General features: G+C 61.0%; 10 protein-coding genes. 2 read left to right on the top strand and 8 right to left on the bottom strand.

Annotation, left to right across the window (positions count from 1 at the left end; translation table 11 throughout):
• The first annotated feature begins 40 nt into the window (after window positions 1-40).
• Complete coding sequence (locus tag C4J84_RS02555; protein ID WP_124365597.1) at window positions 41-1,006, top strand: metal ABC transporter ATPase; 966 nt, start codon at window positions 41-43, stop codon at window positions 1,004-1,006.
• 24 nt (window positions 1,007-1,030) lie between these two features.
• On the opposite strand, the gene hldE is transcribed toward C4J84_RS02555, so the two are convergent.
• A complete protein-coding gene (gene hldE / locus C4J84_RS02550) occupies window positions 1,031-2,455 on the bottom strand; it encodes a bifunctional D-glycero-beta-D-manno-heptose-7-phosphate kinase/D-glycero-beta-D-manno-heptose 1-phosphate adenylyltransferase HldE (RefSeq protein WP_124369361.1) in 1,425 nt (474 codons plus the stop codon).
• Between the two features lie 209 nt (window positions 2,456-2,664).
• Window positions 2,665-4,470 carry a lipid A export permease/ATP-binding protein MsbA gene (gene msbA / locus C4J84_RS02545; RefSeq protein ID WP_124365595.1) on the bottom strand — a complete coding sequence of 602 codons (1,806 nt, stop codon included), beginning with the start codon at window positions 4,468-4,470 and terminating at the stop codon, window positions 2,665-2,667.
• A 158-nt stretch (window positions 4,471-4,628) separates the two neighbouring features.
• On the opposite strand from msbA, the gene C4J84_RS02540 reads away from it, so the two are divergent.
• Window positions 4,629-6,494: a bifunctional O-antigen ligase/aminoglycoside phosphotransferase family protein gene (locus C4J84_RS02540; protein WP_124372382.1), complete on the top strand. Its 1,866-nt coding sequence runs from the start codon at window positions 4,629-4,631 to the stop codon at window positions 6,492-6,494.
• Between the two features lie 105 nt (window positions 6,495-6,599).
• Here the strand turns inward: C4J84_RS02540 and C4J84_RS02535 are convergent, their stop codons facing one another.
• The 6 genes from C4J84_RS02535 to C4J84_RS02510 all read right to left on the bottom strand — a co-directional run bounded on the left by C4J84_RS02535 (window position 6,600) and on the right by C4J84_RS02510 (window position 13,238).
• The gene (locus C4J84_RS02535) at window positions 6,600-7,481 is read right to left on the bottom strand and encodes a glycosyltransferase (RefSeq protein ID WP_124360982.1); all 882 of its coding nucleotides are present in this window, start codon (window positions 7,479-7,481) and stop codon (window positions 6,600-6,602) included.
• Entirely contained in the window at window positions 7,478-8,626 is a 1,149-nt protein-coding gene (locus tag C4J84_RS02530; RefSeq protein ID WP_124369360.1) for a glycosyltransferase family 4 protein, read from the bottom strand. The genes C4J84_RS02535 and C4J84_RS02530 overlap by 4 nt, the downstream gene beginning before the upstream one ends.
• An 86-nt stretch (window positions 8,627-8,712) precedes the next feature.
• Window positions 8,713-10,119, bottom strand: coding sequence for a PIG-L family deacetylase (locus C4J84_RS02525; RefSeq protein WP_124434869.1), 1,407 nt, complete (start codon window positions 10,117-10,119; stop codon window positions 8,713-8,715).
• Window positions 10,116-11,012 carry a GNAT family N-acetyltransferase gene (locus tag C4J84_RS02520; RefSeq protein ID WP_124369358.1) on the bottom strand — a complete coding sequence of 299 codons (897 nt, stop codon included), beginning with the start codon at window positions 11,010-11,012 and terminating at the stop codon, window positions 10,116-10,118. The genes C4J84_RS02525 and C4J84_RS02520 overlap by 4 nt, the downstream gene beginning before the upstream one ends.
• Complete coding sequence (locus C4J84_RS02515) at window positions 11,013-12,770, bottom strand: carbamoyltransferase (protein WP_124365589.1); 1,758 nt, start codon at window positions 12,768-12,770, stop codon at window positions 11,013-11,015.
• A gap of 132 nt (window positions 12,771-12,902) precedes the next feature.
• A complete protein-coding gene (locus tag C4J84_RS02510; protein WP_124360977.1) occupies window positions 12,903-13,238 on the bottom strand; it encodes a YceK/YidQ family lipoprotein in 336 nt (111 codons plus the stop codon).
• Window positions 13,239-13,266: the final 28 nt, after the last annotated feature.

Here is a 13,266-nt window from a genome sequence, read left to right as displayed (position 1 = left end):
GCCGCCCACGCGGCCGACCCCGTCGCAAAAAGGAGCCGACATGCCGCGTACGCTCATAAGAAAGAACCCCAGCAACTTCAAGACATTGCCGCTGCACGTAGAAGCCACCCCCGAAGGCCTGAGCTACCAGAGCGTCGGTATGCCGCTCAACTTCGCCCAGACCCTGCAACGGCGCAAGCCGGTCGAGGTGCCCGACGCCGAACGCTTCACCCTGGAACTGGCGAACCTCGGCGTCTCGGTGCGCCTGACGCTGCACTGGCAAAACAAGGATTACTGGGTACTGGTGCGCCAGCGGCGCCAGGATCGCGGCGATGTGGTGCTCAAGCTGATCTCCGGCTACGTCCCGGCCCATGAACTGAACCTGCCGCTGCATACCGCCATCCAGGAAATTGCCGAAGAGTGCTTGCTGGAAACCCCGGAAGGCTGGCTCGGCGGGCGCTTCAACGACACATGGCTGCCGGCGCCCTACTCCGCCGCGCTGCATTACCGTGAAGCCCTGCCGTTTCGCCTGAGCCCGCTGTCCGGCGCCGCGCGCCCGGTGCGCTGCGCGACCACCCAGTTGATCGAGCGCCCACGGGCCTATGTGCACCTGCCAACGGCTTCACTGCAGTTGATTTACGATCTGCGCCTGGAAGTGCCGAAAGAGGCCAAGTCGCTGAGCCTGTTTCATGTGGATGAGCGCCTGGAAGGTGACCAACTGGTGGCGCGCCTGGATCGACAGCGTCCGGATCTGTACTTGATGCCGCTCAAAGACGGCGAGCCGCTGGCCGAGCTGTACACGGTCAAGAAAGATCAGCTGTACCCTGCGAGCACGCGTGGTTTGTACCTGGCCGAAAGCTTCGCCCAGCAAGAAGGCTGGCTGGTGCGTGATGAGCGGATTCGCTGGAAGGACTGGCTGCGCCAGCAAGGCCTGGCAGAACCGGAAAAAGAATCGAAGCTCAAGCGCTTGACCGGCAAGGCGCAGCAGATGCTGCGCAAGATCGTGCCGAAGAAAACCAGCCGCTAGGCGCGAGCCCAGCGGCTACAGGCTTTATTCGTTATTGCGGATTTTCTCGACGATCGCGGTGGTCGAGCTGTTTTCCACCAGCCCCAACACTTTGACCGTGCCGCCGTAGGCACTGACGATGTCCGCACCCACTACCTGGTCGACGGAATAGTCACCACCCTTGACCAGCACGTCTGGCTTGACCTGGGCCAACAGGTTTTCCGGGGTGCCTTCAGAAAAACTGATCACCCAGTCCACCGCACCCAAACCCGCCAGTACCGCCATGCGCCGGTCGACGCTATTGATCGGGCGGCCAGGGCCTTTCAAGCGGCTGACGGACGCGTCATCGTTGACCGCGACGATCAGGCGATCACCCTGGGCGCTCGCTTGCTCGAGATACGTCACATGGCCGGCGTGCAGGATGTCGAAGCAACCGTTGGTGAAGACAATGCTTTCGTTGTGGGCGCGAGCGTCGTCAATCGCCAACAGCAATTGCTCGAGCCCCAGCACCCCGCGTTCCGAGCCTTCGGAGCGCTGGATGGCGCGACGCAACTCGGGTGCGCTGATGGCAGCGGTGCCCAGCTTGCCAACCACGATGCCCGCCGCCAGGTTGGCCAGGGCCACGGCGTGGGGCAGCTCCTCACCCGCGGCGATGGACGCGGCCAGGGTGGAAATCACCGTGTCACCGGCGCCGGTGACGTCGAACACTTCCCGCGCACGCGCCGGCAGGTGCATCGCCGGATGGCCTGGACGCAGCAGGGTCATGCCGTGCTCGCCACGGGTCACCAGCAGGGCGCCGAGTTCAAGATCGGCCATCAGCGCCGCGCCCTTGCTCACCAGCTCGTGCTCATCGGCGCAACCACCGACGACGGCTTCGAACTCGCTGAGGTTTGGCGTGATCAGGCTGGCGCCGCGATAAATCGAGAAGTCCTTGCCCTTGGGATCGGCCAGCACCGGAATGTTGCGGGCCTTGGCGGCCTGGATCAGCACCTGGTGGTTCTTCAAGGCGCCTTTGCCGTAGTCAGACAACACCAGCACCTTGATGCCTTCGAGCAACTCCTCTACCTGGCTATTGAGGGCCAGGGCGTCGGTGGCGAAGGGTTCTTCGAAATCGATGCGCAGCAATTGCTGGTGACGGCTCATGACTCGCAGCTTGACGATGGTCGGCTGATGAGCGATGCGCTGGAATAATGCGCGCACGCCCGCCCCGCGCAGGCTGTTGGCCAGGCTGTCGGCCGCTTCGTCGTCACCGGTCACACCCACCAGAGAGGCCGGGGCGCCGAGCGCGGCAATATTGAGGGCGACGTTGGCAGCGCCACCTGGACGGTCTTCGATTTGCTCGACCTTGACGACCGGTACCGGCGCCTCAGGGGAAATCCGTGAGGTACCACCATGCCAGTAACGGTCGAGCATGACATCGCCGACCACCAAGACAGGGGCTTGATTGAATCGCGGCATGGACAACTTCATGGAGCAACCCACATACAAAATGAACAGGGGCGCGATATTAGCACAGGGTTTGCGCTGGCTTGCGACTGGCGCGACGCCGAATATAGCGCAGGGCAAATGTGGGAGGGGGCTTGCCCCCGATGGCGCTGTATCAGCCAGCACTTCTGCAAGCTGACACTTCGCTATCGGGGGCAAGCCCCCTCCCACAGTAGATGTGTGCGTATTTCAGATCAGGTGATATCGGCCGGTACCGGCGCGTCCAGGCCCATGGCATGCAGGCGGGCGTAATAGCCGTTCTGCGCCAACAGTTCGCCGTGGGTGCCGCGTTCGACGATCCGACCGTCGTCCATCACCAGGATCAGGTCAGCCTTTTCGATGGTGGACAAGCGGTGTGCGATCACCAGCGTCGTGCGGCCCTGCATGACCTTGTCCAGCGCGGCCTGGATATGCCGCTCGGACTCGGTGTCGAGGGCCGAGGTGGCCTCGTCGAGAATCAACACAGGCGCGTTCTTGAGCAGGGCGCGGGCGATCGCCAGGCGCTGGCGTTGGCCGCCGGACAACAGCACGCCGTTCTCGCCGACCTGGGTATCGAAGCCCTTGGGCAACTGGTCGATGAAGTCCCTGGCGTTGGCATCCGCCGCCGCCGCCTCGACGTCTTCGCGTGGCGCGCCGGCCAGGTCACCGTAGGCGATATTGTTGGTCACGGTGTCGCTGAACAGGGTCACGTGCTGGGTCACTTGGGCAATGTGCTTGCGCAGGTTGAGCAGCTTGTAGTCTTCGATCTCGATGCCATCGAGCAGGATTTCACCGCTTTCGTGGTGATAGAACCGCGGGATCAGGCTGGCCAGGGTCGACTTGCCACTGCCCGAGCGCCCCACCAGGGCGATCATCTGCCCAGGCTCGGCGGTAAAGCTGATGTCCTTGAGCACATGGCGCTCGGTGCCCGGGTAGGTGAAGTTCAGGTTGCGCACTTCCAGGCGGCCGCTGACTTTTTCACGCTCGAGGGTGCCGTGGTCGACCTCCACCTCTTCGTCCAGCTGTTCGAAAATGCTTTCGGCACCGGCCACGCCTTTCTGGATAGTCGAGCTGACTTCCGACAGTTGGCGGATCGGTTTAGGCAACAAACCGGCCAGGGTGATGTAGGCCACCATGTCACCGGCCGACGCATCGCCTCGCAGGTACAGCACCAGGAACATCAGCACCGCCATCGCGGAGTAGATCACCAGTTGCAGCGCCGGCGTGTAGATCGCCCCGGTGCGGGTCATGCGCAATTGCTTGTTGGTGTTGCTCTGGCTGGCCTTGAAGAATCTTTTTTCTTCGTAGACCTCGCCGCCGAAGCTGCGCACCACGCGGTAGCCCTGGATGGTTTCCGAGGCGACGTGGGTGACGTCACCCATGGCCACCTGGATCTTCTTGCTCTGCTTGCGGAATTTCTTGCTGGCCGTGCTGACCATGACCGCAATCAACGGCAGGATGGCGATCATCACCAGCGTCAGGCGCCAGTTCATGAACAGCAGCGAGGCGAACAGGAAGATCACTGTCATGCCTTCGCGGATCACCACCTTGATGGCATCGGTTGCCGCCCCCGTGACCATGGTCACGTTGAAGGTGATGCGGGAAATCAGGTGGCCGGAGTTGTGATTGTCGAAGTACCGGTTTGGCAGCGTCAGCAGGTTGTTGAACAACTGCACGCGCAAATCGTGGACCAGCCCCAGGGAGACCTTGGCCAACAGGTAGTTGCCCAGGAATGAGCCCAGGCCTTGCCAGGCCGCGATCAGAATGATCAGCAGCGGCACCGCCTGCAGCAGCTGCAGGTCGCGCAGGAAAGGCACGGTCGGAAACAGCACGGCTTCGGGGTTGGACAGGCCGTCGACGAAGTATTTGAGGATGTAACCCAGCATCGGTTGAGTCGACGCGAAAATCAGAAATCCAAGGATACTCAACGCGAACAAGCCCATATAAGGCTTAACGTAACTGAGCAGGCGGAAGTATATTTTCAAGCTCGAAGGGCTTGCGCTCGGACTGGAGTCGGTCATATCACGCGGCGTTTTGAAAAAGGAGGCTGACTTTAGCACAGCTTCTCTGTTGTACTTGCACCCGGCGTAACCCGCAGCCCGGTTGGATCAGACGGGCGACATTACATAGCCACTACCTTAAGATGGTCGGCTTTCTCTTTCTGGAATGGCTTTATCGTATGCACTCAAAGCGCCTTATCTATGGCTCAAATCGCGTTTTCGACTTCCTGGTCTTGTGGATTTTGCCTGTTGGCTTGCTGTTGCTCTTGAGTGCGCTGTTCTTCGTCGGCAACCGTAACGTACTGCATAAACTCTATTACGGCCTGTTCAGTGCGCCAACTCTGTTGTTGTTGTGCTTGCGCCCAAGGGAGTTCAAGGAGGCCTTCCGCGAGCCTGTGATCATCGCTTTTGTGATGTTTTCGGCCTGGGCATTGATCAGTCTCTTATGGAGCCCTGAGCATCACCCTGATACCGATCTTTTCAAGAGACCGATGCATACGTTCATGCTGCTGGCCGGCTGCGGCATGTTGTTGCATTACCGTAACGAACTATTCAAGCCGATCTTTTTCAGCGCGGCGCTCATCGCGCTGGTCACCACCCTCTTCAACCTTGCACATTTCATCAAAAGCTTTGAACCCGGAATGCGCATGATTGGTGGGCGCGGCGCACTGGACAACCCACTGCTCAGCTCTCACATCTTCGGTTTCTTTACTATCTACTGGCTCTTTGTCTGCGTAACAACCCGTCAACTCAAGAGTCTGTGGTTCGCAGTTCCCGCGCTTGCCATTATGCTTGCGGCAGTATTGGCGACAGGGTCCAGGACGCCGCTGGTAGCGCTGGTGGTTGCCGCACTCTGGTTGACCCTCATAAGCCCGAACCGTCGGTCGGCTCTGATGATCGCGGGTCTGATATTCGGTTTCGCGACGGTAGTGGCGATTGCCCCTGAAATTATCACTGTACGCGGCGATTCTTCGCGCCTAGGTCTCTGGCAGCTCTCGCTGGAGCGTATCGCCGAGCATCCGTGGATCGGTCACAGCTACGATTCTGATCTATACCTGAGCTTCGGTTGGGGCGAAACTCTGCGTGAACCCCATAGCTTTGCCCTAGGCGTGCTGTATTATGTCGGTATCATCGGCTTCATCCCATGGATTCTCATGATCTGCTGGGGTTTGTACAGCAGCTTCCGACACCGTACCCAAGCGCTTTTCATTCTTGCCTCATCACTACTGGCATATGGGATCGGTGCAGGTCTAACTGAGGGCGGCGGTATTCTCTCGCGCCCTAAAGAGCACTGGTTCCTGTTGTGGATTCCGCTGGCGCTGATCGCCGGCCTGAATATCGCCCGGCGCCGACGCAGTCTCTTGCGCTTACCTGTGGCAGACATTAAGTCGCAAGAGTTCGACCAGCTGTGCAGCAATGCCCATGTAATCGAAGCCGATGGCCTCGGGCCAAAAGTCCTGCGCCTGGAAGATGGCAGTTTCCTCAAACTGTTCCGCCCACGCCGCTGGTACACCTCCGGTAGCTTCAATCCGTATTCAGAGCGCTTTGCCAGCAACAGCGAGCAATTGCGCACCCTGGGCATCCCCGCACCGCACATCCTCGGGCTCTACTCCTTGCCCGATGCCAGCAGCGCCGTGGCCTACACGCCCCTGCCCGGCCTGACCCTGCGCCAGGCCCTGCAAAGCCTGGACAGCAGCCTGCGCGAATCGCTGGTCGAGCGTTTTGGTCGGTTCATGGCGCAATTGCATGAGCGCGGCGTGTACTTCCGCTCGCTGCACCTGGGCAACGTGTTGCTGATGGACGACGGCGAGTTCGGACTGATTGATGTCGCCGACCTGCGCATCTACCCGTCGCCCCTGCGCTACGCATTGCGCCAGCGTAATTTGCGCCACATGCAGCGCTATCCGCAGGACCGCAACTGGCTGTTCGAAACGCACTTCGAGCAGCTGGTGAAGGGCTACGCAACGGTTGCGAGCCCAACGGCCACTGCGAAAATTCGCGAGCAGGTACGCAGCCTGGCCCATTCAGGTGATAAGCACCTGTAGGCGCGAGCTTGCTCGCGAAGATCGTCAACGATAACGCGGGCATTCAGACTGCCTGCAGTGTCCTCGGGTTTTTCGCGAGCAAGCTTGCTCTACAGGGGGAGCGCCTCAGCTTTTGAGCGGTGCCAGGTAGAGCCGCACCAACCCGCGCAAGGTTTTGCGGCCCCAGAACTTCAGTGGAATCTGCTTGAGAATCTCGCGCGCCAACGGCCGGTCGCGCTGGGCGGTCTTTAAGAACATCGAGTTCAGGAAGTTGTAGCGCACCGCGTCATAGGCCGGGTGGTCGCTGAACTTGGCGTACGTCTTGAGAATGTTCTGGATCATGTAGCGGTGGTTCTTGTAGGTGTTGCTGCCGTGCTGCCGATACTGCGCCATCACCACGTCAAGGGCGTCGATGGTGTAGCCCGCCGCCGTGATCTTCAATTGGATCAGCAGGTCCTCGAGGGGAATCTGCGGGTCGAAACCGCCGACCTCCTCGAGCACGTCCCGACGAATCAGCATGGTGGGCGCCGGTGGGAACGGCTTGCGGTCCATGAACATGTCGTCGAAATCGAGACTGCGAAACGGCACATCGCGACGTTGCTTCTTCTCCGGGTGCAGGTTGCCATCGCCATCGATCAGCTCGATGTTGCCGGCGCACATGCCCACCTTCGGCTTGCCTTCCATATACGCCACCTGGGTCGCGATGCGGTCCGGCAACATGATGTCATCCGAACCGAACGGTGCGATCAGGCTGCCCTTGGCGCGAGCGATCGCGCCGTTGAGGGTGGCGCTGAGGCCCTGGTTCTGTTGCACCTGGAAATCAAAGCCATGCTCGGCCTGCAGGCGCCGGATGCGCTCGACGCTGTCATCCTTGGAACCATCGTCCACCACCAGCAACTCGATATTGGGGTAGGTCTGCCCCAACACGCTGAGGATGCTCTGCTCGATGTACCGGGCATGGTTATAGGAAGCAATGATCACCGAGACCAGGGGTTGCTGCTGATTCATGCTCTACCTACTTCACGCAAACCGGTTTCAATCAGGGTCAGGTACTTGTGCTTGAACTCGTCGAGGGTGTGGTTGGCTTCCAGATAGCGGAACACCTCTTCCCCCTTGGCGCGCAGCTGTTCATCGCTCAGTGCCAGATAAGTGTCCAGGGCCGCGGCCAGTTGCTCGACATTGCCTGGGTCATGGGACAAGCCGCCCGCGCCCTGCACCAGGGGCAGCATCGCAGGGCCGTTGGAAGCGATCACCGGCAAGTGGCCGCTCATGCCTTCCAGCAGCGCAAGGCCCAGGCCTTCGAACAGCGATGGCATGGTCCAGATGTCGAAACCGCGCACGTACTTCATGCCGTCTTCGCGAAAGCCCAGCAAATGCGCACGGCCCGTCAGGCCCAGGCGCTCGATGTCGGCGCGCAGATCGGCTTCGGCACGCCCGGAACCAATGATGCCCACCTGCGCTTCAGGGTATTTGTCCTTGAGGGTGGCAAAGGCTTGCAGCAAATGGGTGTGGCCCTTGATCGGCACCAGGCGGCCGAGGGCGCCGATCATGCGTGCGTCCATCGGCAGCCCCAGGGCTTGGCGGGCATCCTCGCGGGACAGCTGCAAAGCCTCTGCCTGGGGAATATCGATCGCGTTGGTCACATAGGTCGTGTTCTCACGGGTGAACCCGCAGTTGAGGTCCACCAGGTAGTCCTTCACCGCCTCCGACACACCGACGAACCGCCAGGCCGGGCTGACCCAACGCCGGGTCTGGCGCCGGCGATAGCTACGGGCATACTCGCCGAAACCGTGGGAGATGCCGATGCACAACGGGATCTTCAGCCAACGGTTGAGCGACAGCATCATGTTCACCGATTTGAAGCGGTTACAGATGACCACGTCGAATTTCTGCTCGCGGCAATACTTGTAGATCTGCCACATGGCGCCAAAGCGGATGCCCTTGAGGGACTTCTCCGGCAACTCGAAATAGTGGGAGTGCTCGGCCACGCTCAAGGGCTGGCCTGGCTGCGGACGCCCACTGAGAAAACCGGAGGTCACCTCGAAACGCTCAACCGGCAGGGATTTGACGATCTGCTCACCCAGGTCGGCGAAATCATGGGTCTTGACGTTGTAGTCCGGCTGTAACTGCAAAACCTTGAAACGCGGCTTCATAACTCTCCATGCAGCGATCTGGCTACGGGCGCACGGCCCGGTAAAAAACAGCGACAGGCCCATGCCGGCCTGCCTTCGATAGGGTCTCAGTCCTGCTTAAGGACCCACAACAGCTCGTGACGACGCACGGCCTTGCGAAAGAATTCGTTCTCGCCATAAGGCGATGGACTACGGCCCGCCAGCACCTGCTGCAACCACTTGCGCACGCGACGCTTGAACGGCGCTCGCGGCTGCAGGTCATGCATCATGCCCAGCGCCATGGCCTTGTCCTGCTGCTGGCGCAAGGTCAGGTTAAAACTGCACGGGACCAGCGCTACGGCGGCATCGAAATGCGGCGGCAGCGCCACCCCGGCCCCGGAATCGCCCATCGGCCAGCGGTCGTTATCATGCAGGTGATTGGCGTAGCCGAGCAATGTGTCGGGCTGCCACGCCAGGCCCTGCAACGCTTCAAGCACCGCCGCATGGGCGCAGATATGGTCGGCGTGCGGGTCGAGCAACGGCGTGGGTAACACGATCACCTGAGGCTGCGCCTTGAGCAGCAGTGCGCGCAGGTCGGCGATCAGGTTGTGCCAGGTCGGCGCGCCGTCCACATCCCCGGGCAAAGCAAAGCTATTGAATTGACGGAACAGTCGCGTATCGGCCAAGTCGGCTTCGCGCGAGGCCTGAGGCTGATCCGGCGCGGCCTGCATGGCCTGCAATTGCATGCAGAAATAACCCAGTTGCACACACTGCGCCTCGGGCACACCGGCCCAACGCGGCACGGCGACGCTGTCCCAGGCGCGCAGGCGGCCTTTGAGCCGTGCCGCCTCAGCCGTGGGCAAACCCATGTGCTGGTAATGCTCGGCTTCGATTTCGCCGGCGGTCAGGGTCACGATCCAGCTTTGTGTCGCCTGGCTGTAAAGGCTGAACGCGGCCAGCTCGGCATCGTCGGCGTGGGGGGCGATCACCATTACGCGTTGCTGGCGATAGTCGGGTTGGCGAAAACGCCATAGCGTCGGCTGGCCCTCGATCCGGCAAAAACGTCCGCGCAAGACGATATTGCCCGCCGCAAGTGCTTCAGTGGCGCCGGTCAGGTTGAGATAACGCCGCCCGGCGACACCCCGTTCGAAGACTTGCCGGTCCGGTGTTTCCAGGCCCAGCACGTCCAACGCCGGGTCGAGGAAGCGCCCTAGCCATGAGCTTTTCAACTCAACCCCGACGATCAGGGTTTCATCGGCCGCCAACGACGCGTCCAGCAATAGCCGTCCTGCCTCCAGACGCAAACCGGGCTGTTCGCTGCCGGCCGGGAAGGCGTACGCATAAGGGTCTTTTGGCGAGTAGAACAGGTGGTCGGCAAACCAGGCTTCATGGGCCGCCCACAGCAGCACCGCGAGGATCGGCAGCAGCCACCAGGCCACCAGCACGCCGGTCGCGATCAGCACCAGCAAGCCGATTAACAGCGCAATGCGCTTGTTGCGCCGATGGCGCTTGAGCAACTGCTGTTTGCGGCTCATACGCTGAACACCGGCACCGGGTTGCACCAGCGCTCCTTGTATTCGCGGTCGGCACGCCCGAAGGAAAAGCGCAGCGACTTGTCGGCCGCCCGCGCCTGCTCCCAGGCACTTTGGGTATTAAGGAAACTCAATACGCTGCCGGGGCTGAACGCGCGAGTTTCAGGGTCGACACCGCCGTTGACGTATTCGGCGCTGAACCATTCGCGGGACTGCACCTGATACACCAACTGCACAGCGATTGCGGCGTCGTTGAGAAACAGCACCGAACCGAACAGAAACTCCTTGAGCAGCTCCAGCACCTCGGCCAAGCGCGCCGCGCCGGCCGCCGGGAAACCCCAGCGGCGCTGGAACAGGTCGCAATAAATCGCCGCCAGTTCCACGCTGGAAAACTCGTTGACCGCCCGCACCACGCCACCCGCTTCTTCCAGCAAACGCAACTCACGCCGCTGGTTGTAGCGAAACTTTTTCGAGAGTTCTTCAGGGGTGCGCGCCATGGCCAATTGTTCGGCCTGGGGCTTGAGGGTGCTGATGCGTCCTTCGTTCAGCGCTGACAGGTAACGCCCACGGTGGCGCAGCGGCGCCTGCGCATCGGCGGCAATCGGCAGGATGATCTCGGCATTGCCCAGGTCAAACAGGCCCTTCCTGCCCGTGCGCTTGAGTACGTCCTTGGACAGGGCCAGGTCGCGCCCCCAGGTGGCAATCGCCCCCTTGAGTTCGCCGTCCTGCTCCCAACCCAGGTAGCGCACCGGAAGCTGGGCCAGGCCGGCCAAGCGTTCGATGACCTGCGGATGGGTCGCCACACTGCCGCCGTAACGCTGCCAGGCCTGGGCGTAAACCTCGGCCTCGACAGGCGTCCAGCCACGTTCACGCCAGCCCCGCAAGCGGTTCAGCATTTAAACCACGGCGTCATAGGGGTCCACGCCGTCCTTGACCACCAGGATGTCTTCCATGATCAGGTACTGCAGGTCGGAGCCGAAGAACATGTTCAGCGCGTCGGTCGGCGAGCAGATCATCGCTTCACCCCGGCGGTTGAGCGAAGTGTTCAGGGACACGCCATTGCCGGTCAGGACTTCCAGCTCCTTCATCATGTCGTAGTAGCGCGGGTTGTATTCGCGCTTGAGCACCTGGGCACGGGAGGTGCCGTCTTCATGCACCACCTCCGGCACGCGGGTTTTCCATTCTTCCGAGACTTCAAAGGTGAAGGTCATGAACGGCGCCGGGTGATCGACCTTGATCATCTGCGGGGCCACGGTGTCGAGCATCGACGGGCAGAAAGGCCTCCAGCGCTCGCGGAACTTGATCTGGTGGTTGATACGATCGGCCACGCCGGTGGCGCTGGGGCAACCGATGATCGAACGACCGCCCAAGGCACGCGGGCCGAACTCCATGCGGCCCTGGAACCAGGCCACCGGGTTGCCATCGACCATGATTTTGGCGATACGCTTGGGCATGTTTTCGATCTTGCGCCAGTTCGGCTTGCTCGCGTGCTTGGCGCACGCCGCGATGACGTCTTCGTTGCTATAGGACGGGCCGAGATAGACGTGCTCCATCTTCTCCACCGGCACACCACGGGCGTGGGAGACATAGGCGGCCGCACCCACGGCAGTGCCGGCATCGCCGGACGCCGGCTGCACAAACAGCTCTTTGACGTCATCGCGGGCAATGATTTTCTGGTTCAGCTTCACGTTCAGCGCACAGCCGCCGGCAAAGGCCAGCTTGCCGGTGTCCTTGAGGATGTCGCCCAGGTAATGGTCGATCATCTGCAAGGCCAGTTTCTCGAACAGTGCCTGCATGCTGGCCGCGTAGTGGATGTACGGCTCGTCGGCAATATCGCCTTCGCGCTTGGGCCCCAGCCACTCGATCAGTTTTGGCGAGAAGTAGAACCCCTTGCCCTTCTCTTTATAGCGACGCAGGCCGATGACGTTGGCGTAATCGGTGTTGATCACCAACTCGCCATTTTCAAAGGAGGCCAGGCGCGAGAAATCGTATTTGCTGGCATCGCCATAAGGCGCCATGCCCATGACCTTGAACTCACCGTCGAGCATCTCGAAACCGAGGAACTCGGTGATCGCGCCGTAAAGGCCGCCCAGGGAGTCCGGATCGTAGAATTCCTTGATCTTGTGGATCTTGCCGTTTTCGCCGTAACCAAAGAACGTGGTGGCGTATTCACCTTTGCCGTCGATGCCCAGGATCGCGGTTTTTTCCTGGAAGCCGGAGCAGTGGTAGGCACTGGAGGCGTGGGCCAGGTGGTGTTCAACCGGTTCGATCTTGATTTTCTTCGGATCAAAGCCCAGTTGCTCCAGGCACCAGACGATTTTGTTGCGATAGCGCTTGTAGCGGCGGTTGCCCATCAGGATCGCGTCGAGCGCGCGGTCCGGGGCGTACCAGTAACGCTTGGCATAGTGCCAGCGCGCTTCGCCGAACAAGCTGATCGGAGCGAACGGAATAGCCACCACGTCAACGTCGGAAGGCTTGATGCCCGCTTGCTCCAGGCAGAACTTCGCCGACTCGTAGGGCATGCGGTTCTTTGCATGTTTGTCGCGTACGAAGCGCTCTTCTTCGGCGGCCGCGATCAGCTTGCCGTCGATATACAGGGCCGCGGAAGGATCATGGCTAAGGGCGCCGGACAGGCCAAGAATCGTCAATGCCACTGGGGTCTAGCCTCTTTTAGTCTGCATGCAGGCGGGTCGCGCCTGAAAAAAGTGTGCCTCCCGCACGGGCGGGAAACAGCTAAAGGGCGGGATTATAGCTTAAAAGCACTAGGAAGCTGTTAGCGCCAAGGGCTAGCGAAGCTCAAGGTTACCGTCGGCGTTTTGCCGGTAGAGGGTATAGGGCAGGACGAGCGTATCCAGCACTCCGGAGAGGGGCACATCGAGAATGGCCCACGGAATACCGTTCAGCGAGAGTCCGCCTGCGGAATTGGGGGGCCCGTGCAGGACACACAGGTCATACGCCACGCCGCTGTAGATGCGTGAAACAGACTGGCAATAGGTTTTCTTGCCCCTGAGCTCCCGAACAGTGACGTCATCACCTCGCAGCACAGTGGTCGCGGTACCGCAGCCGCCCAGCAGCAAAGATATTCCCAGCAGCACCGATAACCGCACGATAAGCGTCCACATATTTGCTTCTTCTTTCTTATTGAGAGGA

Origin of the sequence: Pseudomonas sp. R11-23-07, assembly GCF_003852295.1 — a bacterium.
Taxonomy (GTDB): domain Bacteria; phylum Pseudomonadota; class Gammaproteobacteria; order Pseudomonadales; family Pseudomonadaceae; genus Aquipseudomonas.
The sequence above is the reverse complement of the archived record's forward strand: the minus strand, read 5'-3'. Positions and strand labels throughout refer to the sequence as shown.

Excerpts from the sequence above, each read along its gene's own strand:
- C4J84_RS02555 (WP_124365597.1), top strand. The coding sequence starts at position 41 with ATGCCGCGTACGCTCATAAGAAAGAACCCCAGCAACTTCAAGACATTG.
- hldE (WP_124369361.1), bottom strand. The coding sequence starts at position 2,455 with ATGAAGTTGTCCATGCCGCGATTCAATCAAGCCCCTGTCTTGGTGGTC.
- msbA (WP_124365595.1), bottom strand. The coding sequence starts at position 4,470 with ATGACCGACTCCAGTCCGAGCGCAAGCCCTTCGAGCTTGAAAATATAC.
- C4J84_RS02540 (WP_124372382.1), top strand. The coding sequence starts at position 4,629 with ATGCACTCAAAGCGCCTTATCTATGGCTCAAATCGCGTTTTCGACTTC.
- C4J84_RS02535 (WP_124360982.1), bottom strand. The coding sequence starts at position 7,481 with ATGAATCAGCAGCAACCCCTGGTCTCGGTGATCATTGCTTCCTATAAC.
- C4J84_RS02530 (WP_124369360.1), bottom strand. The coding sequence starts at position 8,626 with ATGAAGCCGCGTTTCAAGGTTTTGCAGTTACAGCCGGACTACAACGTC.
- C4J84_RS02525 (WP_124434869.1), bottom strand. The coding sequence starts at position 10,119 with ATGAGCCGCAAACAGCAGTTGCTCAAGCGCCATCGGCGCAACAAGCGC.
- C4J84_RS02520 (WP_124369358.1), bottom strand. The coding sequence starts at position 11,012 with ATGCTGAACCGCTTGCGGGGCTGGCGTGAACGTGGCTGGACGCCTGTC.
- C4J84_RS02510 (WP_124360977.1), bottom strand. The coding sequence starts at position 13,238 with ATGTGGACGCTTATCGTGCGGTTATCGGTGCTGCTGGGAATATCTTTG.